Source organism: Ruegeria sp. BI7, assembly GCF_056537925.1.
In genome coordinates this window covers 1,157,931-1,183,342 of the sequence record NZ_JBQFSK010000001.1, presented here as the reverse complement: position 1 = coordinate 1,183,342, position 25,412 = coordinate 1,157,931, and the positions used below count along the sequence as shown (strand labels likewise).

Sequence of the window (25,412 nt, the reverse complement as noted above, 5' to 3'; positions counted from 1 at the left end):
AAAACGTCGCAGTTTGACTGTGACGATTGCGACCTCAGTCGTTTCGGGACCGACCTATACGTCAAATTTTCACGTCTCTCGACAGAATAATCTGCAAGATGATCCTGCATCTGGTTCATTTTACTGGCGGATAACCACGCGGTTGATACCTGCGCGGCCTCGAATGCTGTGCTTGCGGATATTCGGGATTGCCGTTATACCCAATCAAGGGAACATAACGAGAACAACCATGGTTGCACCGCATATTCGCGGCCGAGGAGCCGCCACAAATGCCGCTGGACGGTTCGAACATTTCGACACCATCCCTTGTGACGATGGCTGGGATATCGACGAGGACCTGCCGCCTTTGCGAACCGATGTTCGGGACGAGGTCGCGCGCGGCCTGATTACCTATAACCGGTCGCCGGATTTGCCGTTTGATCGCTCGATCAACTCGTATCGCGGGTGTGAGCATGGTTGTGTCTATTGTTTCGCCCGCCCGACCCATGCCTATCTTGGGCTATCGCCGGGGCTGGATTTCGAAACCCGCCTGATCGCGCGGCCAAACGCAGCGGATATCCTGCGCAAGGAGTTATCGGCCAAAGGGTACAAGGTTGCACCCATTGCCTTGGGTACCAACACGGACCCTTACCAACCGATTGAGAAAACCCGCGCGATTACAAGAGGCTGCCTGTCGGTTCTGCAAGAATTCAATCACCCCATCGCCATCGTCACAAAGGGGGCCTTGATCGAACGGGACTTGGACATCCTGGCGCCCATGGCTGAGCAGGGGATGGTGCGGGTCGGGATATCCCTGACCACTCTGGATGCTAATCTGTCCCGTCGGATGGAGCCACGCGCGCCGTCTCCTCAGCGGCGTTTAACCATCATACGTCGCCTAACCGAAGCCGGGGTGCCTGTGCGGGTCATGACGTCACCCGTGGTGCCTGGTCTGACGGATCATGAGTTGGAACATCTACTTGAGGCCGGGCGTGAGGCGGGCGCGGATGCTGCTAGTTGGATCATGTTGCGCTTGCCGCGTGAAGTATCGACGTTGTGGCAGGAGTGGTTGCAGGATCACGAACCCGCGCGGGCGGAAAAGATCATGTCCAAGCTGCGCGAAATGCACGGGGGCAGGGACTATGACCCGCGCTGGGGCCACCGGATGCGGGGTGAGGGTGAATATGCTGGGCTGATTGCCAAGCGGTTTGCCTTGGCGGTCAAGCGCCTGGGCCTTGTAACGCGGACATCGCCCCTGCGATGCGACCTGTTTGCCCGCCCGGCTCAGATCGGCGATCAGTTGAGCCTGCTATAAAAGAAGCCCCGGACGCAGGTCCGGGGCTTAAGCATTTCATCGCTGCAATCAGCGGTTTTCGATATCCACGTAATCACGCATGGTTTCGCCCAGATACAGCTGGCGCGGACGACCGATCTTGTTCTGTGGATCGGCGATCATCTCTTTCCATTGGCTGACCCAGCCAACGGTGCGCGACAGGGCGAAGATCGGCGTGAACATCGAGGTTGGGAAACCCATCGCCTCGAGGATGATGCCCGAATAGAAGTCCACATTCGGGAACAGCTTTTTCTCGGCGAAATACGGATCTTCCAGCGCTTCTCGCTCAAGCTCTTTGGCGACCTGCAGTTTTGGATTGTCTTCGATGCCCAGCAGATCCAGCACTTCGTCAGCGGATTGCTTCATCACCTTGGCGCGCGGGTCAAAGTTCTTGTAGACGCGGTGGCCAAAGCCCATCAGGCGGAACGGATCATCCTTGTCCTTGGCGCGGGCAATGTATTCAGGGATGCGATCCACTGAACCGATCTCTTCCAGCATCTCCAGACACGCTTGGTTGGCGCCACCATGGGCCGGACCCCACAGACAGGCGATACCGGCCGCGATACAGGCAAACGGGTTCGCACCCGAGCTTGAAGCCAGACGCACGGTCGAGGTCGAAGCGTTCTGTTCATGATCCGCGTGCAGGGTAAAGATGCGGTCCATCGCGCGGCTGAGGATCGGGTTAACATCATACTCTTCGGCCGGAACGCTGAAGCACATGCGTAGGAAGTTCGACGCATAGTCCAGGTCGTTGCGCGGATACACGAAGGGCTGACCGGTGTGATACTTGTATGCCCAGGCTGCGATGGTCGGCATCTTGGCGATCAGACGGTGCGACGCAATCTCGCGCTGACGTGGGTCATGAATATCTGTCGAGTCATGATAGAAAGCCGACATTGCACCGACGACGCCAACCATGATTGCCATAGGATGCGCATCGCGACGGAACCCACGATAGAAATACTGCATCTGTTCGTGCATCATGGTGTGGCGAGTGATCGTGGTCTCGAACTTCTCCAGATCTTTTGCGACTGGCAGCTCTCCGTACAGCAACAGGTAGCACACTTCGAGGAAGTGCGATTTCTCGGCCAGTTGGTCGATCGGATAGCCGCGGTGCAACAGTTCACCCTTATCGCCGTCAATATAGGTGATGGTGCTGTCGCAGCTGGCTGTCGAGGTGAAGCCCGGATCATAGGTGAACACACCCGCATCACTGTACAGTTTGCGAATGTCGATCACATCCGGGCCAACGGTTGGCGAGTGAACCGGCAACTCGTAATTTTCACCATGTACGGTAAGAGTGGCTGTTTTTTTGCTGTCGGTCATCGTTGTCCCTTCTTCGTTCATGAGCACGCCGGGTGAGCGGCCTGCGCGCGGTCAGCGGTCACACACTAAAGTGTTGACCGGTCGTAACGAAGCAGCGTTACCTGAATATTAAGCCAGGGTCATTTTGCTGCGTCGGAAAGCCGTGCCAAGGTTTCTTCACGCCCCAGCACAAGCATCATGTCAAACACCGAAGGAGTCACTGCCCGACCCGCCAAAGCCGCCCGCAAGGGTCCAGCCAGCTTGCCGAACTTGATGCCTTTCGCTTCTGCAAAGGCATTGAGGGTTTCCTCCAGTTCGTTCCGCAACCAGCTAGCATTTTGCACATGCGGCGTCAATTCACTTAGTATACCGTCGGATACTGTTTGCAGTGCTTTTGCCGCTTTCTCATCCGGCTCAATCGGGCGGGAAATCAGCGCAAAGTGTGCTTTTTCAAGCAATTCCGGGAAGGTTCGGGCGCGATCCTTCAGACAATACATTGCACGTTCAAGAACACTAGATTGTGTCTGAGTGAGAGCAGGAAGGCCCGCCGCATCCAGATAAGCTTCGATTTCATGCCGCAGCGCAGCATCATCAGACGTCGCGATATGCTGACCGCAGAGATTCTCAAGCTTTTTCAGATCAAAGCGGGCCGGACTTTTGCCGATTCCGTCCAAATCAAACCACTCTTTGGCCTGCTCGTCGGTAAAAAACTCATCGTCGCCGTGGCTCCAGCCCAAACGCGCGAGATAGTTGCGCATGCCAGCGGCAGGATAGCCCATCGCCTGATATTCCTGTGCGCCCAAGGCACCGTGACGCTTCGACAGTTTCTTACCGTCTGGTCCGTGAATCAGCGGGATATGTGCCCATACCGGAACGTCCCAACCCATCGCCTCGTAGATCATCATCTGGCGTGCGGCGTTGTTGAGGTGATCGTCGCCCCGGATCACATGCGTTACGCCCATGTCGTGATCATCCACCACCACAGCCAGCATATAAACCGGTGTTCCGTCCGAGCGCAAAAGGACCATGTCGTCCAGCTGATCGTTGCGAATGGTCACATCCCCCTGCACCTGATCGCGGATCACGGTGGCGCCTTCCTGTGGGGCCTGGATACGGATTACAAAAGGTGCATCAGGATGGGTGGCCGGATCAGCGTCACGCCAAGGGCTGCGAAACAGGGTGGACTTGCCGTCGGCCCGAGCCTGCTCACGAAAGGCTGCAATTTCATCCTGGGTTGAAAAACACTTATAGGCTTTACCTTCGGCCAGAAGCTGGTGAGCGACCTCGGCATGGCGTGTGGCCCCCTCAAACTGGCTGATTACATCACCATCGTGATCTAGGCCAAGCCATTCCATGCCTTGCAGAATTGCGGCTGTCGCCTCAGGCGTCGAGCGTTCGCGATCCGTGTCTTCGATCCGCAGCAGGAACTTACCGCCACGACCACGAGCATAGAGCCAGTTGAACAACGCAGTGCGGGCACCGCCGATATGCAAAAAACCGGTGGGCGAGGGGGCGAAACGGGTGACGACCTGATCGGACATTGTGTGGATTAACCTTTTGGTAACCGTGTCGGGCATAGTTTGGCGTCTGTCTAACGAGCCCGAAGGACGGGGGCAACCATGCGTGTTCTGGCACGGGTCGACGCCGCTTTGCTGAACCAGACAGGGTATTTGTTCCAGTGGTCTCCGATTTGTCTGGCAGTTGGCATCGGCCTCTATTTCAGCCTTCGGTTTGAACCGGAATGGCAGGTCTATGCCTGTCTTCTGCTTGGCATCACGTTGCTGGTCTGGGTTGGCCGCACGCGCCGCACTGGCTGGGCTGCGTTGGCAACGGGGGGCGCGATGATCGCGTCCGGTTTTATACTGGCCGGCGCACGAGCCCATACGGTCGCAGAGCCGGTCCTGTCCTGGCGTTACTACGGCCCGATCGAGGGGCGGGTCGTAGCCATGGATCGCTCTGCGTCGGACGCGTTGCGGGTCACGCTGGATCGGGTGCGCATAGGGGATGTGCCCGCAGATCGCAGACCGCAGCGCGTCCGGCTTTCACTGCACGGAGGATCGGTTTCCCTGGCGCCTGGGCAAAGGATCATGACCACCGGGCATCTCTCACCGCCGCAAGGGCCGGTTGAACCCGGAGGGTTTGATTTCCGCCGTCATGCCTGGTTTCAAGGGCTGGGCGCGGTTGGCTATACCCGGGTGCCGGTGATGACCATTGCCCCCGCAACTGACGCGACCGAAGGGGTCCGGGTAACTGCCTGGCGTATGGCCATCTCGGAAAGGGTACGTGCGATCCTGCCTGGTGAGATCGGTGGGTTCGCAGCCGCCGTTACAACCGGAGATCGCAGTGGCATGGGGCAAGAGACGTTAAAATCCCTGCGGGCCTCGAACCTAGCGCATTTGCTGGCGATTTCGGGCCTTCACATGGGGTTGCTGACGGGGTTCGTTTTTCTGGTGTTTCGGTTGGGCTTATCAGCCATTCCTTCAGTGGCCTTAAGGTTGCCCGTCCGCAAGTTGGCGGCAGTTTGTGCGTTGATCGCGGCCGTCCTTTACCTGCTGTTGTCCGGGGGCAATGTTGCAACGGAACGCGCTTTCGTCATGGCCAGCGTAATGCTGGGGGCGATCCTGATCGACCGCCGTGCGATTACTTTGCGCGCCGTGGCCGTGGCTGCCCTAATCGTGCTGATTCTACGGCCAGAAACATTGTTGAGCCCGGGATTCCAGATGTCCTTTGCTGCCACTACGGCGCTTGTCGCGGTGTTTGGGCAGTTGCGGGACCATGGCCCAATGCCCGGTCCAAAATGGCTGAAACCGGTGACCGGCTTGCTGTTGTCTTCGGCGATTGCAGGGCTTGCGACCGCACCTATCGGGGCGGCGCATTTCAACACGATGTCACACTATGGGTTGCTGGCCAATATGCTCTCGGTCCCGGTAATGGGCACGATTGTGGTGCCCGCCGCCTTTGTCGCGGCATTGCTGGCCCCTTTCGGGCTAGAGGCGGTCGCATTGAATGTCATGGGTCTGGGATTGGAGTGGATTCTGATCGTTTCAGATAAGGTGTCAAACTTAGATGGCGCGCAAGGCTATGTCGTTAGTCCGCCGCATTACGTGTTGCCCATGTTTGCGCTGGGGGCGTTGTGGCTGGCGCTGTGGCAGGGCCGCGCAAAATGGATTGGGATTATACCGGTTGCGTCCGCATTTATGTTGTGGGGGCAGGGGCAAAGACCCGAGGTTCTGATCGCGGATTCAGGCGGGTTGGTGGGTGTCATGACGGAACATGGCCGCGCGCTGAGCAAAGAAAAAGGCAGCGGTTTCATCGCTACGGTATGGTTGGAAAACGACGGTGACGGAGAAGATCAGAAAAAGGCGGCCAGCCGCTGGCCTGATGCAGAAAACGCTGTTCAGCGCTTTGATTGGCAGGGCAAGGAAGTGATTCACATCACCGGAAAACGTGCGGCAAAAGGGTTTGAAGAATGCCAATCAAACCAGATCGTGGTGTCTGCAGTTGAGTTGAACCTGAATGGGGATTGCGGTCTTTTCGATCCGAACCGCCTGAAAGAGACCGGAAGCCTGGCGTTTTCAAAAGGACGCATAACAACCAGCCGAGAGGCAATCGGCCATCGCCTGTGGTCCCCGGCTATCGCCGAGAACCGCAATTTAAAACGGGATCAGTAGCTGCGGATCAGCCCGACCAGCCGTCCCTGCACCTTGACCTTGTCCTCGGGCAGAACGCGGGTTTCATAGGCGGGGTTCGCAGCCTCAAGCGCGATAGCATTGCCACGGCGGAAAAAGCGCTTCAGGGTCGCTTCCTGATCTTCGACCAGAGCCACGACGATATCGCCATTATCGGCAACCCGAGTTTCACGGATCACCACGACATCGCCGTCATTGATACCGGCATCGATCATCGAGTCGCCACGTACCTCAAGCGCGTAATGTTCGCCTTTGCCCGAAACCATGCTGCCCGGGACCGCCACACGGTGCGATACGTGGCTGATCGCCTCAATCGGAACACCAGCAGCGATACGGCCCATGACCGGCAATTCCAAGGCATCTACAGTGACCGGTTCGAAATTCGCCGGGCGGGGACCTTCGGGCCTGTCGCCTTCAATCACGCGAGGTTTGAAAGCGGCTGTTGGTTCGCCACCGAGACTCTCGGGCAGCTTCACGATCTCAATCGCGCGCGCCCGGTGGGCAAGGCGACGAATAAAGCCACGTTCTTCCAGCGCAGTGATCAGGCGATGAATCCCGGACTTCGACCGTAAATCCAGCGCGGCCTTCATTTCGTCGAAACTGGGCGGAACACCGTCCGCCTGAACGCGTTTGTGGATGAATTCCAACAAATCCAACTGTTTCTTGGTCAGCATTGCTCACACCTCGTCGGTCATGCGTTTTCTTTTGTTCTACGCATGTTCACGTTTTGTGTCAACGGATTTGAGCGTGGCCTATATCGGCAGGTACAGAACCTCATCCCCCGAGGGGCGCGCCGGATCATTCGGCTCACGTACCAAAAGCGCGTTGGCCTGCGCCAGAACACTGAGAAGCGAGCTGTCCTGATCGGCACAGGCGCGAATGCCATCCTCACCGACGACAGCTCGCATATAATGTTCGCGTGGGCCGTTTTTGCCGATGGGCTCGGCCAGCTTGGCCCGGCGAAACGGGGTAAGGGCTTGTTCGATGCCCAACATGCGACGCAACATGGGGATCAGGAAGAGATAACCGCAAACCATTGCACTCACGGGGTTTCCCGGGAGTCCAACCATCGCTGTGTCACCCAACTGACCCGCCATCAGGGGTTTCCCGGGGCGCATGCGGATTTTGTAGAACGACCGTTCCATCCCCAATTTCTGAGAAACGTCCCCGACCAGATCGTATTCTCCGACCGAGGCACCGCCGATTGTCACGACCAGATCGGCGCCGCTTGCCAGCCCAAACGCCGTTTCCAAGGACGCGACAGTATCGCGCGCGATCGGCAGAATTCGCACATGTGCACCGGCATCCTCTAGCATGGCTTTCAGGCCAAAAGTGTTCGAAGCGATGATTTGATCCGGGCCTGGGATCTCACCGGGCATAACCAGTTCATCTCCGGTTGAAATCAATGCGACCACGGGTCTGCGTTTGACCGGCACTGTTGCAATATTCATTGCTGCCAACAGCGCGACGTCTTCAGGGCGCAAAAGGCGCGGAGCGCTAATCTTGGTGCCGACGGTAAAGTCGACACCTGCAGGTCGGATATTTGTTTTCGGTCCGGGATCGTCGGTGATTGTAAGCAAATCCCCGCGCCGTTCCGTATCTTCTTGAATAACCACGAAATCAGCACCTTCCGGCACCGGAGCGCCGGTAAAGATACGAACGGCCTGACCGGGGCCCACGGTGCCTTCAAAACGACGCCCGGCAGCGGATTCGCCAACTACTTTGAACATGGCGTGTTGTTCGACTTCGGTCGACTTCAGCGCATAACCATCCATGGAAGAGGCCGAAAATGGCGGTTGATCGCGCGTGGCGCTGAGGTCTTCCGCCAGCACGCGGCCAGCAGATTCGGCAAGCGGAACTGTTTCGGCGTTTAGCGGGGAAACAAGATCAAACAGTAGTGACCTGGCTTCTTCGACCGTAATCATCTCGCCTCGTAACGGCCTGATTTACCGCCATCTTTCAGCAGGACCCGGATACCGCCGATCTCCATCGCCTTATCGACTGCCTTGGTCATGTCATACACAGTCAGCGCCGCGGTTGAGACCGCAGTCAACGCCTCCATCTCAACCCCGGTCTGGCCTGCGGTCTTGACGGTGGCTTCAATCTGTACGCCCGGCAAATCAGGGTTCAGGGTCAACTCAACCGCAACCTTTGTGACTGGCAAGGGGTGACATAGCGGGATTAGGTCGGGTGTTTTCTTCGCTCCCATGATGCCTGCCAGCCGCGCAATACCCAAAACGTCGCCCTTCTTGGCGCGTCCTTCTGAAATTAAATCAAAGGTTTCCTTTGCCATCTTGATGTGGCCAGCCGCCACCGCGACGCGGTCAGTAACAGCCTTATCTGAGACGTCGACCATATGGGCCTGTCCCTGTGCATCGAAATGGGTCAGAGGCATCACATCACTCCGGGGATCAGCGGGTTTGCCAGCAATTGCCGGGTGGCGGCGGTGACATCATCCTGACGCATCAGGCTTTCCCCAATCAGGAAACACCGCGCGCCATAACGGGCGATATCGGCCAGATCTTCGGGCGTACTCAGCCCGCTTTCACAGACAATCGTCCGACCTCCCGGAACCAGTTTCGACAGACGGCGCGTGGTATCTAGTGTGGTCTCGAAGGTCTTGAGATTACGGTTGTTTATCCCGATCAATGGGCTTTTTAGTTGGGTCGCACGTTCCAGTTCAGCCTCGTCGTGAACTTCGATAAGAACGTCCATCCCCCAGTCAAAGGCCGTTTGTTCCAGCTCGGCCGCCTGACCATCTTCGACCGAGGCCATGATGATTAGAATGCAATCGGCACCCAAAGCGCGCGCTTCGACCACCTGATAAGGGTCGTACATGAAATCCTTACGCAGGGCTGGCAGCGACGTTGCTGCGCGTGCCGCGGTTAAGTATTCCTTGGCGCCTTGGAAGCTAGGCGTGTCGGTCAGTACAGACAGACAGGCTGCACCGCCTTCTTCATACGCCTTGGCCAATGCAGGCGGGTCGAAATCGGCGCGGATCAACCCCTTGGAGGGGCTGGCCTTTTTGACCTCGGCGATCAGGCCATACCCCTTGCGGGTCGCTTTCCGCAAGCTTTCGGCAAAGCCGCGCACTTCGGATGCGAACCGTGCCTCACTTTCCAGTGTTTCCAAGGACTTCTCAGCCTTGTCTGCAGCTATTTCTTCCAGCTTATAGGCTTTGATCTTGTCCAGTACCGTCTCGGTCATGCGGCCTCCTGAGTCATGCGGGCCAGTACCGCGATTTTTTCTTTGGCTTTTCCGCTGTCGATGCTTTCGACGGCTTTTTCGACACCATCCCGCAAATCTGTTGCGGCGTCTGCAACCACCAGCGCGGCGGCAGAGTTCAACAGAACCGCATCGCGATAGGCCGAGGGCTGCCCGTCCAGCAGCGCGCGGAAGGCGACAGCATTTTCTTCGGGTGTTCCGCCGATGATATCCTCGAACGGATGAACCGGTAGGCCCGCGTCTTCGGGGTGAAGTTCCACCTCCTTAACGCCACCATCCTCTAGTGCGGCGACCCAACTGATGCCAGTGATGGTCAGCTCATCGGTCCCATCTGATCCGTGTACCAGCCAGGCACGGTCAGACCCCAGCAGACCAAGCGTTTCGGCCATTGGGCGTATCAGGTCGCGGCTGAAGGCTCCGGTCAATTGCCGTTTGACGCCCGCAGGGTTCGTCAAAGGGCCGAGAATGTTGAAGATCGTCCGGGTCCCAAGCTCTTGCCGCGAGGGCATGACATGCGCAATGGCTGGGTGATGCATCGGGGCCATCATAAAGCCGATGCCGACCTCTTTCAAAGCATTCTCAACAGTTTCCGGGCCAACCATGACGTTGATCCCCAACTGACCCAAGGCATCCGCTGCCCCGGATTTTGAGCTGAGGTTGCGGTTGCCATGCTTGGCCACGGTGACACCAGCACCAGCGACAACAAATGCCGTGGCGGTTGAGATATTGAGCGTGCCTTTGCCGTCGCCTCCGGTTCCGACGATATCCATTGCACCGTCGGGCGCGGTGACGGCATTGCACTTGGCGCGCATCACGGCGGCGGCCGCGGCGTATTCCTCGACCGTTTCGCCACGGGTGCGCATGGCCATCAGCAGGCCACCGATCTGGCTGGGCGTGGCTTCACCGTCAAACAAGATACCAAAGGCCTGTTCGGCTTCGGCACGGGTCAGAGGCCGATCGGCGGCGGCTCCGATCAGCGGTTTCAGAGCGTCGCTCATGCGGGAACTTTCATCTCAGACAGGAAATTCTTGAGCAGGGCATGACCATGCTCGGAGGCGATGGATTCCGGGTGGAACTGAACGCCGTGAATCGGCAATTCTTTGTGCTGCAGACCCATAATGGTGCCGTCTTCCAGCTCTGCCGTGACCTCAAGACAGTCGGGCAGGGTGTTGGGGTCGACCACCAAAGAATGATAGCGGGTCGCCTCAAATTGCGAGGGCAGCCCGGCAAACACACCTTTTCCGGTGTGGTGCATCGTTCCCATTTTGCCATGTACGATTTCGTGGCAGCGGATGACGTCGCCCCCAAAGGCCTGTCCGATAGTCTGATGGCCAAGACAGACTCCCATCAGCGGCGTTTTCGTTTCAGCCGCTGCTTCGGTCAAGGCCAAGCAGATACCGGCCTGATCCGGATCACAGGGGCCGGGGCTGAGCAGGATGCCGGATGGGTTCATGGCCATGGCTTCCTGAACGTCCAAGGCGTCATTCCGCCGAATGACCATCTCGGCGCCAAGTTCGCCTAAATAATGTACCAGGTTGTAGGTAAACGAGTCGTAGTTGTCGATCAGCAGCAGCATTTGGGCACTTGTCTCGGCTTGGGCATTTCGGGCTGGCGATGCAGCCCCGAGCCACGGTATAATGTCGGGACATACATGCTCAGGCTTGCGCGGCAGCGTCAAGGGGACATCCCGTACTTGGCGCTGCGGTAAGCAAATGCCGCAGCAGACGGCGAACATGTGATCGATGCAGGGCCAAGACGAGAGGCAATTGTTATGGGCGGATTTGTCGGCGGAATGATCGTGGGAACGGTCGCTGTTCTTGTGCTGGGGGCGGTGCTGTCTTTGAACATGCCTTTGACCAGCAAACCGAACGTGGCGGTTTCTGCGCCTGAACCCTCTCTGGCTGATGTCCCGGATACAGTGGCGGACGCCACTGATACCGGGGGTGACCCCGATGTGCTGGACTTGCCACCAACCACACCTGAATCTGTCGGCGAACAGACGGACACGCTGGCTGAATTGTCAGATGTCGAGGTTGAGCCCGATGCCCAACCCAAAGTCAACCTGGACCCGGCGCAAGTCGATGCGCCCAGCGTTGCTCAATCAGCTCCTGTAATTGCAACCACTGTGGCCCCGGTCTCTCCACAGGCCCCGCCGTTGTCGCAGGTATCCCCAAATGCCGAAGCCTTGCCTGAGGTGTCGCTGGAGGTGCCTGAACCTCAGCCTGAACCGGCCGTCGAACAAGAGCCCGAGGTTGTGGAGGCCGAGCCGAAACCAGAACCCGAGGTTGCCGAGGGGGAACAGAAATCGGACCCTGTTGTTGCCGACAGTGCAGCACAACCGGAACCCGAGGTCGCCGCAGCCGCCGATCCGGAAACCGAGAAAAACCCATTTGTCGACAGCCCAATCGCCGTAGAAGGTGATGAGGATACAGCACCGCGCAATCTGCCCCGGATCGCGTCGGTTCCGCAAATTGGGGGGGCAAGCGAAGCGACCACAGTCTCGACAGTCGGAACGCGCGTGGTTCCATTGACGGAACGTGATGATGTTATTGAGGTAAGCACATCCAACGTGGAGGTCGCTATTCCCGGCAAGCCGATCGAGGCTTATGCGGCGGAATTCGAAAACCCCGAATCCAAGCCGTTGATGTCAATCATTCTGATCGACGATGAAGGTGCCTATGGGGCTGAAGCTCTGCATGATTTTCCTTATCCGCTGAGTTTTGCCGTCAGCCCGTCTGATCCGGACGCTGTTGAAAAGATGGCGCGTCACCGCGAAGCCGGGTTCGAAGTTCTGGCTCTGGCTGATCTACACGAAGCCGCCAGCGCGCAGGATGCCGAAGTATCGCTGGCCGTATGGCTCGACACGTTACCGGAAACGGTGGGAATTCTCGAAGGCGTGGATTCGGGCATTCAGGGCAATCGCAAGCTGGCCGACCAGGTGGCCGCAATTGCTGCCGGTACAGGGCGTGGTCTGATCACACAGGACAATGGTCTGAACACTGTCCAAAAACTGGCTGCGCGCAACGGTATTCCATCGGGTGTGATTTTCCGCGATATCGACGGTGCGCGCCAGGACCCCAAGATCATGCGTCGTTTTCTGGACCAAGCGGCATTTCGTGCCGGGCAGGAGGGGACGGTTGTAATGCTGGGCCGTCTGCGCCCTGACACGATCTCGGCTTTGTTGCTGTGGGGGCTTGAAGATCGGGGCAGCCGTGTGGCGATGGCCCCAATCTCTGCAGTGATGATGAAAGAGGTTCAGTAACCTCGAAACAACAAAAACGGCTGGCCCTGAAAGCCCGCCGTTTTTTTATGTGTTGCCCGATCCTGTGAACCGGGACGCATCGGCAGCAGCGCGGCGAATGGCGTTTGATTTATGGACGGTTTCCATAAACTCTGCCTCGGGGTCGCTATCAAAAACAACGCCGCCACCCGCCTGAATATAAAGCTTGTGATCCTTCACGATGGCCGTTCGCAGAGCAATGCACATGTCCATGTCGCCGCCGGCACTGAAATAACCAACGCCGCCGCCATAGATACCGCGCTTTTCAGGCTCCAACTCGTCTATGATCTCCATCGCGCGCACTTTCGGCGCGCCCGAGACGGTGCCAGCAGGCATCCCGGCAAAGAACGCGTCCAACGCGTCTTTGTCTTCGGCCAGCTCTCCGACCACGTTCGACACGATGTGCATCACATGGCTGTAGCGTTCGATGATGAACTCTTCGGTTGGCCGCACCGTTCCGATCTTGGCCACGCGGCCGGTATCGTTGCGGCCCAGGTCCAGCAACATCAAGTGTTCGGCCAGCTCTTTCTTGTCGGCCAGCAGATCGACCTCGTTGGCCTTATCCTCTTCGGGGGTTGCACCTCGGGGTCGGGTACCTGCGATGGGGCGGATTGTTACTTCGTCGCCAAAGACACGCACCAGAATTTCTGGGCTGGCACCGACCACCTGAAAGCCGCCAAAGTTGAAATAGAACATGAACGGAGAGGGGTTAGTGCGCCGCAATGACCGATAGAGCGTAAAGGGCGGCAGCGGGAAATCCTGTGTCCAACGCTGAGCTGGTACCACCTGAAAGATGTCACCTGCGCGGATGTATTCCTTGGCCTTTTTAACCGCTTCCATATAGCCGGATTTTGTGAAATTCGACACCGGAGGCGCGACTTCAGAGGCGTCGCCCAGATCGCGAGTCTCGGCGGGCATGGCGCGATCTAAATCGCGCACTGCGTCCATCACACGCTCAGCGGCTTGCGCATAGGCAGCCTTGGCGGATTGACCCTCGGCGACCCAGGCAGGGGAGACGACCGTGACCTCTCCCTTTACACCGTCCAGAACGGCGATGACCGATGGGCGCAGCATAATCGCATCGGGTAGGCCCAGCGGGTCTGGGTTCACATCCGGCAGATACTCTACCAGACGCACCATGTCATACCCAAGATAACCGAACAGCCCTGCGGCGGCTTGAGGCAAATCGTCAGGCAGCTCAATCCGGCTTTCGGCCAGCAGAGCGCGCAGATTGTCCATCGGATTGCCATCCTGAGGCGAAAACGCGTCGGCATCGAACCTGGCCGAGCGGTTCAATTCGGACGCCTCACCCCGGCAGCGCCAGATCAGGTCCGGTTTCATCCCGATGATTGAATAGCGGCCACGCACCTCGCCTCCGGTCACGGATTCCAGCATAAAGGCGTCTTTCTGCGCACCGGTCAGCTTGAGCATCAGGGACACGGGCGTATCCAGATCGGCCGCCAAGCGGGTGTAGACGACCTGATTTTCGCCAGCCTCATAGGCGCGGGCGAAGCTGTCAAACTCGGGGGTCAGGGCCATATTTGGTCTCTTTTAATAGCTCGACTGCACGGCGTTCAGCGCGCGTTGGTCAATCACGGGACGGGCGCGGGTCTGCGCGTCGCGCACATAAGCGTCAAAGATGTTCTGGGCCAGCGCCTGATTTAACTGTGCTTCCAGCGCGGTCTGTACCTGGCGCAGTTCATCAGTTTCGGCGGGCGGTAGCAATTCTTCAAGACGCACGACAAAAGCCGTGCCATCGCCAGGAATGACGCGCAGCTCACCAGGTTCCATCTCGAACACCTGACCCATGAAATCTGCCGGCACATCCTCAAGGAAAGCGGTGCGGGTCAGCGCATTTTCAACCCGGAACGGCAAACCGGTGGCGGTGAAATCGCCGTCAGCATTCAGTTGCTCCAGAACGGAATTCGCATTTTCAGCCAACGCCTTGCCGGTTTCCACCTGCGTCCATGCGGCGGCCACACGATCACGTGCGCTTTCCAGAGGCTCGGGGCGTTGGGGCAGCACCTTGTTCAAACGCAAAGCAAAGATCGAACCGTCTTCGAGGAACGCAACCTCGGGGAAGTCGCCTTCGTTTACGGCTTCGGCAGCGGCGCGGAAACCGTCATACGCGGCGACGCCTTCACCGCTTTCGCGGGTCCAGTCGATCTGGCCCAGTTCCATCTCGGTCTCGCCGGTCAGCTCTTCCAGTGTCGCACCACCGGCAAGCAGGTCGTCAATGTCTTCGGCCTGTGCTTCGATTTGACGGCGCGCGCGGTCGGCGGCCAGTTCTTCGCGCAGGGCAGGGGCGGCATCTTCGAACGGCGTGTTGTTTTCGGCCAGCGATCCGTTGATACGGAACAGCGCGGGGCCGAAGGTCGAGGGCAGCGGGCCAACAACCGCGTCCAGATCGGCGGCAAAGACGGCATCAGCAGCTTCGCCCAGATCTTCGCGGGTGACATCGCCAAGGTCGATATCGCTCAGCTCTAGCTGACGATCTCTTACGAGGTTTTCGAACGTGGTGCCACCAACCTCAAGCTGCGCCATCGCATGCTGTGCGTCTTCTTCGTTCGGATAAGTCAGACGTTCGACCAGACGACGCTCGGGCTGATAGAATTCCGAGGCACGCTGATCATAGACGCGACGCACCGCATCCTCATCAATCTCGACACTGTCCAACAGCATGTCGGGCGACAGAATCGCATAAGTCAGTTGCTTGGTGCGGGGCAGGGTGAACTGATCCTGATTCTCATCAAAATAGGTCTGGATCTGCTCATCCGTGGGTGCAGGAACAGGCGATGTCAGGGCGTCGGGTCCGACCGTCGCAACGGTAAAACTGCGGCGTGCGCCGACATAGTCCGTCAGCACTTGCGTCAGAAGTGAAGGCATTTCAACCCCGCTGATCACCGCGTTTTGTACGATGGTGCGCGAGGACTCCTTGCGCAGATCCGATTCGAATTCTGTATCCGTCATGCCAGCCTGTTCCAGCTGGAACTGATAGGCCTCGCGGTCAAACGTTCCGTTGACGCCCTGAAAGGCCGGGATGGCGACGATTTCTTCTTGCAGGTTCTCATCCCCGATCGAAATGCCCAGCTCACCGACTTCGTTGTCCAGCGCGGCCAAAGCGGTCAGGCGCGACAGGGCCAACTGATCCAGACCGAACTCATGCGCCTGCGACATTTGCAAGGGCTGGCCGGTCTGGCTTTCGACCGCGCGGATTTCGCGCTGCAATTCGCGAACGTATTGGTTGATCGAAACCTCTTCGTTCCCAACTTGCGCGACGGTGCGCACGGTGCCGGTCAGGCTGGTTGCGCCAAAGCCCGCAAGGCCCAGCATCAATAGGCCCATGAGAATCCAGACAAAGGTCTTCGATAGGTTTTTCATGCCTGCGGCCATGGTGCCCTCTTAATCTTGTGGCAAGGAACTGCCCTGTCGGTTGCGGCCCTGAATACGACGCGCACCGCCGGGGGGCAAGCTCAGAAGGACAGGGCTTGCAACCGTTCGAACAATTGCTGAATACCGGCGCGGTCGAGATTAGCGAATGCAATGCGCATCTGGCGTTTTCCGGCGGGATCATCCGGCGGCATAAACATCGTTCCGGGCAGCAGAAGGATGCCGGCCTCCGCCACCAGAAGGCGGGCCAGTTCGTCCGAGGGGATATCGAACGGATGTTCGAAATAGGCGAAATAGGCGCCCAAACCTAACAGACGCCAACCCTTGTCAGTCAGGTTTGGCAACTGCTCTTTGATAGCCGCGCGTCTGTCGAGGATTTCGTCGCGTTCTCCGGCGACCCATTGGGACAGGTTCCGCATGCCCCAAAGGGCCGCGAACTGGCCGATCTGGCCCGGGCAGATCGCCACCGTATCGAGGAATTTTTCCACTTCGGATAGCAGGTCAGCACCGGTTGCAATGGCACCAACCCGATGACCGGTCAGGCGGTAAGCCTTGGAGAAGGAGTAGAGGTGAACCAACGTCTTATCCCAACCGGGCTGTGCGAACAGGTCATGGGGCGGGCCGCTGCGGCTGTCGAAATCGCGATAGGTCTCATCGACCAGCAAGCGCAGACCGTTTTCACGGGCCAGTTCGTAGAACGCGCGCACCAGATCGGCCGGGTATTCCACACCACCCGGGTTGTTCGGCGTGACCAGAGCGATGGCGCGGGTCTTGTCGGTGATCAAAGCGCGGGCGGCATCAAGATTAGGTAACAGATCATCACCGGTCTTCAGGTCAACGGCATGTACCCCGGCCATGTCCAGCCACATTTTGTGATTAAAATACCATGGGGTTGGCAGGATAACCTCATCCCCTTCGTCAGTGATGGCCGAGATTGTGGCGGCAAATGCCTGATTGCAACCCGAGGTGATTGCGACCTGATCCGCTGCGACCTCGACATCATAGTGCTGACCAATTTGCGCCGCCAATTCGTTGCGCAGATCGGGATTGCCCAGAACCGGCCCATAGAGATGGGCCCGATCCTCGGTCACCGCAAATTCGGCCATGGCCTGACGCAAGGCCAAAGGGGGCGGATCGACCGGTGCGGCCTGACTGACATTGATCAAAGGCTGGTCGTCAGGGAAATTCGCGCCTTCCAGCCAGCGCCGCGCCTCCATCACCGGAGGGGCGAAGGTGGCGGCGGTGCGTGTCCGGGTCATGCGAGATCCTAGATGTTCAGGAAAAGATCAGTCTGTGCCGCGGTAGGGCTCGACATATTGCAGGGCCATATCCCACGGGAAGAAGATCCACGTATCCTGGCTGACTTCGGTGATGAACGTATCCACCATCGGGCGGCCTTTGGGTTTGGCATAGACAGTGGCAAAATGCGCCTTGGGGTACATCGCACGCACCAGTTCCAGTGTTTTGCCGCTGTCGACGAGATCGTCGATGATCAAAACGCCTTCACCATCACCCATCAGATCGGCATCAGGGGCTTTCAGCACCTCGGCTTCGCCTTGTTCCTGATGGTGATAGGACCGCACGCTAATCGTGTCGACGGTGCGAATGTCCAGCTCACGGCTGGCGATCATGGCTGGGGCCATACCACCGCGTGTGATCGCAACAACCGCGCGCCAAGCACCGTCGTCCGGTCCTTGACCATCCAGCCGCCATGCCAGAGCACGGGAATCGCGATGGATTTGGTCCCAACTGATGTGAAAGCCTTTTTCGTGAGGCAGACGGTCCTTGGCGCTCATTGCGTTAACCCTTTTCAACGTCCGGGGCGTCGACGGCTTTCATACCGACGATGTGATACCCCGAATCTACGTGCAGATTTTCGCCCGTGACACCACTGCTGAGATCGGACAGCAGATACAGCGCTGATTTACCGACATCGTCGATGGTCACGTTGCGGCGCAGGGGCGAATTATACTCGTTCCACTTCATGATATAGCGGAAGTCACCAATACCGCTGGCTGCCAGCGTCTTGATCGGACCGGCCGAGATCGAGTTCACCCGGATACCGTCTTTGCCCAGATCCTCGGCCAGATATTTGACCGATGCTTCCAGCGCGGCCTTGGCGACACCCATGACGTTATAGTGCGGCATAACCTGCTCGGCACCGTAATAGGTCAGAGTGATTGCACTGCCGCCTTCGGACATCATCTTTTCCGCACGCTGCATGACGGCGGTGAAAGAGTAGACCGAAACATCCATGGTCAGCTTGAAATTCGCCCGGCTGGTATCGACGTACCGACCACGCAGCTCATTCTTGTCGGAAAAACCAATCGCGTGAACCACGAAGTCCAGCTTGCCCCATTTCTGTTCCAATTCCGAGAACAGAGCATCAATCGAGTCCTCGTCACCCACATCACAGGGAAGAACAATTTCACTGCCCAGCTGCGCCGCCAGCGGATCGACCCGCTTTTTTAGGGCATCGCCCTGATAGGAAAAGGCCAATTCGGCCCCGGCATCGGATAAAGCGCGGGCAATGCCCCATGCGATCGATTTATCATTGGCCAGTCCCATGATGAGGCCGCGTTTGCCGGCCATCAACTGATTTGACATGTTTGGTTCTCCGCCTGTCTTCGCGATTTGTTGCGTTGGTTTATGCCATTGGATGCGCTGCATCAAGGCCGCGTACTCTTGCCCGCAGCGGGTTCTCGCCCTAGGGTGGCCAATAATAGTTTCCGGGGGATGGAAATGACCGAGCGTGACGGCATCTTCGCCGGCTCCGATCCGTTTGAAATAGCGGGGCGGTGGCTGGGTGAGGCCAAAGACAGCGAACCGAACGATCCCAATGCAATAGCGTTGGCAACCGTCGATTCTGACGGCATGCCGAACGTGCGTATGGTGCTGTTGAAAGAAATCGAATCCGGTGCCTTTGTATTTTACACCAATTACGAAAGTGCCAAGGCGGCCGAATTGGATTCGGCGGGCAAAGCAGCTTTTGTGATGCATTGGAAATCATTGAGGCGGCAAATCCGTGTTCGTGGTACAATAACCCGGGAAAGCGGGGCGCAAGCCGATGAGTATTATGCGTCGCGCTCGCTAAAAAGCCGTCTTGGGGCTTGGGCTTCGAAACAGTCTCAGCCTCTTAGTAGCCGGGCTGCTTTGATGGCAGAAGTTGCAAAGGTGACCGCGAAATTGGGGCCGAACCCACCGCGACCACCGTTCTGGGGCGGGTACAGGTTAGTGCCGAGCGAGATCGAGTTTTGGGCCGATGGTGCATTCCGGTTGCACGACAGGTTTCAGTGGCGCCGGGATCAGGAAGACTCGGCATGGGATGTACAAAGGTTGAATCCATGACATTCGCGTATCGTGAAATGCAACACAAAGAAATCAAAGGATTTTTTCAGCTTGAATTTGCGAGCCAATCCCATACACATCGGACCCTTAACGAACTATTAATTTTCGCGATAGGAATGCTGTGCCGGAAGACCTGAACAATATGTACCGCGTTCGAGGACACGTGAAATGGTTTGACCCCGCTAAGGGGTACGGGTTCGTTGTGTCCGACGAAGGTGGCCCGGATATTCTGTTGCATGTGAACGTGTTACGTAACTTTGGTCAAAGCTCGGTCGCCGATGGCGCCGGGATCGAGATCATGACGCATCGCACTGACCGCGGCGTTCAGGCGGTTGAGGTTGTCAGCGTAGACCCACCGGCGCGCACCGACTCAATGATGTTGGCGGATTTCGCGGAACTTGATCCGGTTGTGATCGCCGAGGCTCCTTTGGAAGCGGCGCGGGTGAAATGGTTCGACAAGGGCAAGGGTTTTGGCTTTGCCAATGTTTTTGGTCGGGACGAAGACGTTTTCCTGCATATCGAGGTGCTGCGTCGATCTGGTCTGGCTGATCTGCAACCAGGCGAAGCGTTGGCGATGCGCGTCATTAATGGCAAACGCGGGCGTATGGCGGCTCAGGTCCTGGCCTGGGAAGCGGCACTGGACGAATAATACCAGATGATCAGACTGTTAACGGTTCTTGCAAGTGTGACAATGCTGTGGGCCGGTAACGTGCTGGCTGCGTGCCAGGTGGATCGTGTCGGGCTGCGGAACGACAAAACTCAGGTCAGTTTCAACGTCGAGCTTGCAATCAGTCCGCAGGATAGGGCGCGTGGATTGATGTTTCGCGAGTCGCTGCCGCAGCGGTCTGGAATGCTGTTCGTGTTCGATCCGCCGCAGCCAGTCGCCTTTTGGATGAGAAACACGCTGATTCCCTTGGATATCATTTTTCTGGATCGCACAGGAGCTGTTGTACATGTGCATGAGAACGCGATTCCCGGGGATGAATCACTGATCGAAGGCGGAGATTCGGTGTATGCAGTCCTGGAAATCAACGCTGGATTGGCGGCGCGTTACCTGATCACCCAAGGAACACAGATGCAGCACGAAATTTTTTCGCAAGGTCCTGCAATTTGGCCCTGTTAGGGCTTTTCAAATCAGAATGGCAACGTTAGGAAGGCGCACGGTCCGGGGCGTGGCGCAGTCTGGTAGCGCACCTGTTTTGGGTACAGGGGGTCGTAGGTTCGAATCCTGCCGCCCCGACCACTTCTTCCTCTTATGTTGGTGAACCACCCATCTTTTGGAACAGCGCGCCCAACGCTTGATCCAGTGCTTTGCTCTCTACGGGAACTTTGACGGCCGGGCCCTGTTTTTGCGGCACACTAAAGTACAATTCGGCGTCCACGCGATACCCGGTAGTGTTCTTGGTCGACGTCATGCGCATGACGCTTTTGGGCAGGTCTTGCGGGTAGCCATCATAATTGAGAATCAGAAACGCGGTGGTGTCCGGAGGAAGAAACTCCTGGCACTCAAACACCCGATTCCCCACTTTCTCGAACTTTTCTCCTGGCCCAGCGCACTGAGTCTCAAAGGTGTCAAACAGCCGTTCGGGATATGTTTCAAACTGCGCGCTACGGGTCGGAGGGGGCATATCTTGTGGTGCGCAGGCCACGATAAGGGCCATTGCGGGCAGAAATCGAAACGCGGTCATCCCCTTTGACACTCTCGATTTTCTATTCTGCACGTTATACCTCCTGTCTGGCCACGCGACCGGTGGTGTTGTGATTCTCATTCGGCCTATCCACCTTACAACGGGATTATCAAATGCCGGTAACTCTGCTGATAAAAACAGTTAATCCTGTTGCGCGATTTTCAAGTGCAGTGCTTTATCCCGTGGATGAACCTGTGGAGGAATCGGAATCCAACGCCCGCGGACCCTTTGGAACCGTTTGGTCAACAAAAAAGATTTCAAAAATGAATGAAAATGGCGTTGACGATCTATGGCCGAATACGCCAAGTTGTATGGGCCGAAAGACATGCCACTAAATCTGGTAGCATAACCAGGGTAAGGCATAGGGCGAGGGTCGGAAAGCACATCTATTAAACGTGCAACCGTATAAGCGGTTTCGCGCTGTTAAAGACAGCGACCGGTCATTTGCGCCCAATTTTCAGGCATGGCGTGCGGATCGCTGAAATGCATCTGACGCGAACGGACAAGTTGATTGAATCTAGGGCTGCGGACATGAAGATTGACAGGAAATTCACCAAATCGGGGCAAGATGCATACGCAGAACTGGATTTTGTCTCTGCGACATCTGAGATACGGAACCCGGACGGCACCATTGTTTTCCGACTGGACGAAATCGAGATCCCCGCAAAGTGGAGCCAGGTCGCCAGTGATGTCATCGCTCAGAAATACTTTCGTAAGGCTGGCGTTCCGTCGGCTCTGAAAAAGGTCAAGGAAAAGGACGTTCCCGAATTTCTGTGGCGCTCAGTTCCTGCAGAAGGTGCAGAATTCGGTGGCGAAACCTCGTCCAAGCAGGTGTTCGACCGCTTGGCGGGCGCTTGGGCGTATTGGGGTTGGAAGGGCGGCTATTTCTCGACCGAGGAGGATGCGCGCGCTTACTTTGACGAGATGCGTTATATGCTGGCGACTCAGCGCGCCGCGCCGAACAGCCCGCAGTGGTTCAACACAGGTCTGCACTGGGCCTACGGAATCGATGGCCCCGCGCAGGGTCACCACTATGTCGACTACAAGACCGGCAAGCTGACCAAATCTAAATCCGCATACGAGCATCCGCAGCCGCACGCGTGCTTCATCCAGTCCGTCGATGATGATTTGGTGAACGAAGGCGGCATCATGGATCTTTGGGTGCGCGAGGCGCGCCTGTTCAAATACGGCTCGGGTACCGGGACCAACTTCAGCCATCTGCGTGCAGAAGGCGAGGCGCTGTCGGGTGGCGGCAAATCCTCGGGCCTCATGGGCTTTCTCAAGATCGGCGACCGCGCCGCTGGCGCGATCAAATCAGGCGGAACAACCCGTCGAGCAGCAAAGATGGTAATCGTCGATGCTGATCACCCTGACATCGAAAAATTCATCGAATGGAAGGTGATCGAAGAGCAGAAGGTGGCCTCGATCGTTGCCGGATCGAAGATGCACGAGAAGATGCTGAACGGCATTTTCGAGGCCATCCGCAGCTGGGACGGCGCTCAGGACGACGCGTATGATCCCAACAAGAATGACAGCCTGAAGAAAGCGGTTCGCGAAGCCAAAAAGGTTGCGATCCCAGAAACTTACATCAAGCGCGTTCTGGATTACGCCAAGCAGGGCCATGACAGTATTGAGTTCCCGACCTATGATACGGATTGGGATTCGGAAGCCTATAGCTCGGTGTCGGGCCAAAACTCGAACAACTCGATCCGTGTGACCAACGCATTCCTGACCGCCGTCGAGAAAGACGCGGATTGGGAATTGATCAACCGCACCGATGGCAAAGTCTCGAAGACCGTCAAGGCGCGGGATCTGTGGGAAAAGGTTGGCCACGCCGCATGGGCTTGCGCCGATCCCGGCATTCAGTTCCATGACACAGTTAACGAATGGCACACGTGCCCCGAAGATGGTGCGATCCGCGGTTCGAATCCGTGCTCGGAGTACATGTTCCTCGATGACACGGCTTGTAACCTGGCGTCGATGAACCTGCTGACCTTCCTCAAGGATGGTGAATTCCAGGCGGCGGAGTACATGCACGCTTCGCGCCTTTGGACACTGACGCTGGAAATCTCGGTGACAATGGCGCAGTTCCCATCCAAGGAAATCGCGCAACTGTCTTATGATTTCCGTACTTTGGGTCTGGGATACGCCAACATTGGCGGCCTGCTGATGAACATGGGCTACAGCTATGACTCGGACGAGGGGCGTTCGATCTGTGGCGCGCTGACCGCGATCATGACCGGTGTCGCCTATGCGACCTCGGCCGAGATTGCAGGCGAGCTTGGACCTTTCAAGGGGTATGAGCGCAACTCTGACCACATGCTGCGCGTCATCCGCAACCACCGTCGTGCATCGCAAGGCGTGACCGATGGTTATGAGAAACTGGCCGTAAAGCCGGTGCCACTGGACCATGGTAACTGCCCGGACAAGCGTCTGATCGATCTGGCCATGTCCGCTTGGGATGAGGCGCTGAGCCTCGGTGAGAAGAACGGTTATCGCAACGCGCAGGCCACCGTGATTGCGCCGACAGGCACCATCGGTCTGGTGATGGATTGCGACACCACTGGGATCGAGCCTGACTTTGCGCTGGTAAAGTTCAAGAAGCTGGCTGGTGGCGGTTACTTCAAGATCATCAACCGTTCGGTGCCTTCCGCGCTGGAAAAGCTAGGCTATTCCTCGTCGCAGATCGAAGAAATCGTCGGTTATGCGGTTGGTCACGGCACTATCGGCAACGCGCCGGGGATTAACCACACCTCGCTGACCGGTCACGGTTTTGGCCCGAATGAGCTGGCCAAGGTGGACGCCGCGCTGGAAAGCGCCTTTGATATCCGGTTCGTGTTCAATCAGTGGACACTGGGCGAGGATTTCTGCACCGGCGTTCTGGGCATCCCGGCAACCAAGCTGAACGATCCCACCTTCGACCTACTGCGCCATCTGGGCTTCACCCGCGCGGATATCGAAGCAGCCAATGACCATGTTTGCGGAACCATGACGCTGGAAGGCGCGCCGCATCTGAAGGAAGAACACTATTCGATCTTTGACTGCGCCAACCCGTGCGGCAAGAAAGGCAAGCGTTTCCTTGGGGTTGATAGCCACATCACCATGATGGCGGCGGCGCAGAGTTTTATCTCGGGTGCGATCTCGAAGACGATCAATATGCCGAATGACGCGACCATCGAGGATTGCCAAAAGGCTTATGAGCTTTCGTGGTCGCTGGGTGTGAAGGCCAACGCACTCTATCGCGACGGTTCGAAACTGTCGCAACCGCTGGCAGCAGCGCTGGTCGAGGATGATGACGAGGCGGCCGAAGTGCTGGAAAGCGGCTCGGCGCAGGAAAAGGCCGTCGTTCTGGCCGAAAAGGTGATCGAGAAGGTTGTGGTCAAGGAAATCATCCGCAGCCACCGCGAGAAACTGCCGCATCGCCGCAAGGGCTATACTCAGAAAGCGATCGTGGGCGGCCACAAGGTCTATCTGCGAACCGGTGAGTTCGAAGACGGCAAGTTGGGCGAGATCTTCATCGATATGCACAAGGAAGGCGCTGGCTTCCGGGCGATGATGAACAACTTTGCCATCGCTGTCTCGGTTGGCCTGCAATATGGCGTGCCGCTGGAAGAGTTCGTCGATGCCTTTACCTTCACCAAGTTCGAACCGGCGGGAATGGTGCAGGGCAACGACTCGATCAAGAACGCGACGTCGATCCTGGATTACATCTTCCGCGAATTGGCCGTGTCTTATCTGGACCGTACCGATCTGGCCCATGTGAAACCCGAAGGTGCAACCTTCGATGATCTGGGCCGGGGCGAGGAAGAGGGTGTCTCAAACGTCTCTGAAATCAGTGAAAGTGCAGCGACTAAGTCTTTGGAAGTGCTGAAACAAATCAGCTCAACCGGGTATCTTCGCAAGCGTCTGCCGCAGGACCTTGTCGTCTTTAACGGCGGTCAGGCCGAGGTGAACGGCATGGCAGAAACCGCCGCATCGTTCGAGGCTCCGGTCGCGGAAACAGCGGTTGCCACAGGCATGGATGCTCGCACCAAGGCCAAGATGCAGGGCTACGAAGGAGACCCGTGCGGCGAATGTGGAAACTATACGCTGGTGCGCAACGGCACCTGCATGAAATGCAACACCTGCGGCGGGACCAGCGGGTGTAGCTAAGGCAAACGCCCCGCCAGGCGGGG

21 protein-coding genes and 1 tRNA gene are annotated in these 25,412 nt (G+C 57.6%); 8 read left to right on the top strand and 14 right to left on the bottom strand.

Annotation, left to right across the window (positions count from 1 at the left end; translation table 11 throughout):
- The first annotated feature begins 229 nt into the window (after positions 1 to 229).
- Positions 230 to 1,294, top strand: coding sequence for a PA0069 family radical SAM protein (locus tag ACR0JB_RS05890; RefSeq protein ID WP_170577706.1), 1,065 nt, complete (start codon positions 230 to 232; stop codon positions 1,292 to 1,294).
- Between the two features lie 48 nt (positions 1,295 to 1,342).
- On the opposite strand, the gene gltA is transcribed toward ACR0JB_RS05890, so the two are convergent.
- Positions 1,343 to 2,638, bottom strand: a complete 1,296-nt coding sequence (gltA, locus tag ACR0JB_RS05885) for a citrate synthase (protein WP_170348831.1) — start codon at positions 2,636 to 2,638, stop codon at positions 1,343 to 1,345.
- A 119-nt stretch (positions 2,639 to 2,757) separates the two neighbouring features.
- The gene (gene gltX / locus ACR0JB_RS05880; RefSeq protein ID WP_170424701.1) at positions 2,758 to 4,158 is read right to left on the bottom strand and encodes a glutamate--tRNA ligase; all 1,401 of its coding nucleotides are present in this window, start codon (positions 4,156 to 4,158) and stop codon (positions 2,758 to 2,760) included.
- Between the two features lie 78 nt (positions 4,159 to 4,236).
- Between gltX and ACR0JB_RS05875 the strand changes: the two genes are divergently transcribed.
- The gene (locus ACR0JB_RS05875) at positions 4,237 to 6,288 is read left to right on the top strand and encodes a ComEC/Rec2 family competence protein (RefSeq protein ID WP_170394244.1); all 2,052 of its coding nucleotides are present in this window, start codon (positions 4,237 to 4,239) and stop codon (positions 6,286 to 6,288) included.
- Here the strand turns inward: ACR0JB_RS05875 and lexA are convergent.
- The 6 genes from lexA to ACR0JB_RS05845 form a co-directional block, all read right to left on the bottom strand.
- On the bottom strand, positions 6,282 to 6,980 hold the full coding sequence (lexA, locus tag ACR0JB_RS05870; protein WP_170348829.1) for a transcriptional repressor LexA: 699 nt from the start codon (positions 6,978 to 6,980) through the stop codon (positions 6,282 to 6,284). The genes ACR0JB_RS05875 and lexA overlap by 7 nt on opposite strands.
- A gap of 78 nt (positions 6,981 to 7,058) precedes the next feature.
- Entirely contained in the window at positions 7,059 to 8,231 is a 1,173-nt protein-coding gene (locus ACR0JB_RS05865) for a molybdopterin molybdotransferase MoeA (RefSeq protein WP_480789748.1), read from the bottom strand.
- Complete coding sequence (gene moaC, locus ACR0JB_RS05860) at positions 8,228 to 8,701, bottom strand: cyclic pyranopterin monophosphate synthase MoaC (protein ID WP_170348827.1); 474 nt, start codon at positions 8,699 to 8,701, stop codon at positions 8,228 to 8,230. Before moaC ends, ACR0JB_RS05865 begins: the two co-directional genes overlap by 4 nt.
- Positions 8,701 to 9,513: an indole-3-glycerol phosphate synthase TrpC gene (trpC, locus tag ACR0JB_RS05855; RefSeq protein WP_170577712.1), complete on the bottom strand. Its 813-nt coding sequence runs from the start codon at positions 9,511 to 9,513 to the stop codon at positions 8,701 to 8,703. The genes moaC and trpC overlap by 1 nt, the downstream gene beginning before the upstream one ends.
- A complete protein-coding gene (trpD, locus tag ACR0JB_RS05850; protein ID WP_170375479.1) occupies positions 9,510 to 10,529 on the bottom strand; it encodes an anthranilate phosphoribosyltransferase in 1,020 nt (339 codons plus the stop codon). The genes trpC and trpD overlap by 4 nt, the downstream gene beginning before the upstream one ends.
- Positions 10,526 to 11,107, bottom strand: coding sequence for an anthranilate synthase component II (locus ACR0JB_RS05845; protein WP_480643791.1), 582 nt, complete (start codon positions 11,105 to 11,107; stop codon positions 10,526 to 10,528). The genes trpD and ACR0JB_RS05845 overlap by 4 nt, the downstream gene beginning before the upstream one ends.
- 195 nt (positions 11,108 to 11,302) lie before the next feature.
- Here ACR0JB_RS05845 and ACR0JB_RS05840 point away from each other — a divergent pair, with 195 nt between their 5' ends.
- Positions 11,303 to 12,793 carry a divergent polysaccharide deacetylase family protein gene (locus ACR0JB_RS05840; protein WP_170505754.1) on the top strand — a complete coding sequence of 497 codons (1,491 nt, stop codon included), beginning with the start codon at positions 11,303 to 11,305 and terminating at the stop codon, positions 12,791 to 12,793.
- Between the two features lie 45 nt (positions 12,794 to 12,838).
- Here ACR0JB_RS05840 and trpE read toward each other — a convergent pair whose 3' ends face one another.
- The 5 genes from trpE to fabI form a co-directional block, all read right to left on the bottom strand.
- The gene (gene trpE / locus ACR0JB_RS05835) at positions 12,839 to 14,350 is read right to left on the bottom strand and encodes an anthranilate synthase component I (protein ID WP_480789747.1); all 1,512 of its coding nucleotides are present in this window, start codon (positions 14,348 to 14,350) and stop codon (positions 12,839 to 12,841) included.
- A gap of 12 nt (positions 14,351 to 14,362) precedes the next feature.
- Entirely contained in the window at positions 14,363 to 16,204 is a 1,842-nt protein-coding gene (locus tag ACR0JB_RS05830) for a peptidyl-prolyl cis-trans isomerase (RefSeq protein WP_170394230.1), read from the bottom strand.
- Positions 16,205 to 16,284: 80 nt separating this feature from the next.
- Positions 16,285 to 17,460 carry an aminotransferase gene (locus tag ACR0JB_RS05825; protein ID WP_170577719.1) on the bottom strand — a complete coding sequence of 392 codons (1,176 nt, stop codon included), beginning with the start codon at positions 17,458 to 17,460 and terminating at the stop codon, positions 16,285 to 16,287.
- Positions 17,461 to 17,487: 27 nt separating this feature from the next.
- A complete protein-coding gene (gpt, locus tag ACR0JB_RS05820; RefSeq protein ID WP_170348820.1) occupies positions 17,488 to 17,997 on the bottom strand; it encodes a xanthine phosphoribosyltransferase in 510 nt (169 codons plus the stop codon).
- A 4-nt stretch (positions 17,998 to 18,001) separates the two neighbouring features.
- A complete protein-coding gene (fabI, locus tag ACR0JB_RS05815; RefSeq protein WP_170348819.1) occupies positions 18,002 to 18,808 on the bottom strand; it encodes an enoyl-ACP reductase FabI in 807 nt (268 codons plus the stop codon).
- A 135-nt stretch (positions 18,809 to 18,943) separates the two neighbouring features.
- Between fabI and pdxH the strand changes: the two genes are divergently transcribed.
- From pdxH to ACR0JB_RS05795, 4 genes are all read left to right on the top strand, one after another.
- A complete protein-coding gene (gene pdxH, locus ACR0JB_RS05810) occupies positions 18,944 to 19,549 on the top strand; it encodes a pyridoxamine 5'-phosphate oxidase (RefSeq protein WP_170358619.1) in 606 nt (201 codons plus the stop codon).
- A gap of 142 nt (positions 19,550 to 19,691) precedes the next feature.
- A complete protein-coding gene (locus tag ACR0JB_RS05805; RefSeq protein WP_174818762.1) occupies positions 19,692 to 20,198 on the top strand; it encodes a cold-shock protein in 507 nt (168 codons plus the stop codon).
- A 6-nt stretch (positions 20,199 to 20,204) separates the two neighbouring features.
- Complete coding sequence (locus ACR0JB_RS05800) at positions 20,205 to 20,672, top strand: DUF192 domain-containing protein (protein WP_170577724.1); 468 nt, start codon at positions 20,205 to 20,207, stop codon at positions 20,670 to 20,672.
- Between the two features lie 43 nt (positions 20,673 to 20,715).
- A tRNA-Pro gene (locus ACR0JB_RS05795) sits at positions 20,716 to 20,792 on the top strand.
- A gap of 10 nt (positions 20,793 to 20,802) precedes the next feature.
- On the opposite strand, the gene ACR0JB_RS05790 is transcribed toward ACR0JB_RS05795, so the two are convergent.
- Entirely contained in the window at positions 20,803 to 21,237 is a 435-nt protein-coding gene (locus tag ACR0JB_RS05790) for a hypothetical protein (RefSeq protein ID WP_170394355.1), read from the bottom strand.
- A gap of 531 nt (positions 21,238 to 21,768) precedes the next feature.
- On the opposite strand from ACR0JB_RS05790, the gene ACR0JB_RS05785 reads away from it, so the two are divergent.
- The gene (locus tag ACR0JB_RS05785) at positions 21,769 to 25,389 is read left to right on the top strand and encodes a vitamin B12-dependent ribonucleotide reductase (RefSeq protein ID WP_170505770.1); all 3,621 of its coding nucleotides are present in this window, start codon (positions 21,769 to 21,771) and stop codon (positions 25,387 to 25,389) included.
- Positions 25,390 to 25,412 lie beyond the last annotated feature (23 nt).